The 1,671-nt window shown below is 46.7% G+C and carries 2 protein-coding genes; both read left to right on the top strand.

Annotated elements, in window-relative coordinates; all coding sequences use genetic code 11:
• Positions 1-674 (top strand): PDZ domain-containing protein (locus AB4496_RS20590; RefSeq protein ID WP_372131818.1); only part of this gene is annotated, 674 nt, incomplete at its 5' end.
• A gap of 158 nt (positions 675-832) precedes the next feature.
• Positions 833-1,671 (top strand): outer membrane-stress sensor serine endopeptidase DegS (gene degS, locus AB4496_RS20585; RefSeq protein WP_372131816.1); only part of this gene is annotated, 839 nt, incomplete at its 3' end.

The raw sequence follows: 1,671 nt of genomic DNA, 5'->3' as shown, positions 1-1,671 counted from the left end.
TCCTAGGACCTAACGGCGGCAATGTCGGTATCGGCTTTGCCATTCCATCCAATATGATGACAAACCTGACTGAACAGATTCTCGATTTCGGTGAAGTAAAACGTGGCATGCTTGGTGTCCAAGGTGGAGAGGTCACCTCGGAATTGGCTGAAGCGCTTGGTTATGAGTCCAGCAAAGGTGCTTTTGTTAGCCAAATTGTACCCGACAGTGCTGCAGACAAAGCCGGATTGAAAGCGGGCGATGTCATTATCTCCATTAACGGTAAGCGTATTGATACTTTTAGTGAGTTAAGAGCCAAAGTAGCCACCCTAGGTGCAGGTAAACAGATCGAGTTAGGCGTGGTTCGTGACGGTAAGAATAAGACCTTTGACGTCACGCTGGGTGAATCCACAAATAGTAAGACACAAGCTGAAAAGCTCCATGAAGGACTTGCCGGTGCAGAGCTCACCAACACAACCGACAGCGATTCAGCGACAGGCGTCAAGGTATCAAGTGTCGCTCAAGGTTCGCCAGCAGAAGCTTATCAGCTTCTTAAAGATGACATCATCATCGGGGTAAACCGACAACCAGTTAAGAACCTTGCTGAATTTAGAAAGATTCTTGAAAAACAACCTGGCGTATTGGCACTTAATATCCAGCGAGACGATAGGACTATCTATCTAGTTATTCGATAGCCATACGTCAGCGTAATTACAGGGGGGCTCAGTAAGTTTGCTTTAAACTTACTCAGTCTCCCTTTTCTTTAGATCAATCAAAATGCTATGCTTCACTGATAATCAAGTCAGTCATCCATTGACGGATGCTTCATACCTTACTTGTTGAAGAGGGAAACATGCTGTCCTTTCTATTTCGTTCTATTTCCCTTGGACTCGTTTCAGCGGCGCTTATTCTTCTCGCATTCCCGAGTTTAAGGCCGGCGATTGTTGCAGACGTCACGAACCCTCAAGTCGATAATATTGGCCCTCTTCAGATCTCATTTAACCAAGCGGTGCGACGAGCTGCACCCGCTGTGGTCAATATTTATAGTCGTAAATACGCAGAAAGCGATCGCAACAAGCTACTAACTCAAGGATTAGGTTCAGGGGTGATTGTTAGTGAGAAAGGCTACATCATTACCAACTTCCATGTTGTTGCTCAAGCTGACCAAATAGTCGTGGCACTTCAAGACGGACGAGTAGCGGCCGCACAACTTGTCGGCTCAGACAAACGCACCGATATTGCGATACTCCGAGTCAGCGGTGACAACTTACCTGTTATTCCACTGAACCCGAATTACAAAGCAAATGTCGGCGACGTGGTGCTGGCTATCGGTAACCCATACAACCTAGGGCAAACGACAACCTTTGGCATTATCTCTGCAACAGGTCGTTCTTCGATCAGTGCAGATGGTCACCAAGCCTTTATCCAGACTGATGCTGCAATCAATGAAGGTAACTCAGGTGGTGCACTGGTTAACTCACAAGGTGAGCTCGTCGGTATCAACACGGCTTCTTTCCAACAAGCTACCGACATGGAAACCTACGGGATCTCATTTGCAATCCCCTACTCACTTGCTAATAAAATCATGGAGAAGATCATCGCCGATGGTCGTGTCATTCGTGGTTATATTGGTATCGACGGACAAGACATCAATTCGGTGACATCACGCTTGCTCGGTACTAAGAACATCGG

Origin of the sequence: Vibrio sp. 10N.222.46.A1 (genome assembly GCF_041473595.1) — a bacterium.
Lineage (GTDB): Bacteria > Pseudomonadota > Gammaproteobacteria > Enterobacterales > Vibrionaceae > Vibrio > Vibrio tasmaniensis_A.
This window is presented reverse-complemented; position numbering and strand designations above follow the sequence as displayed.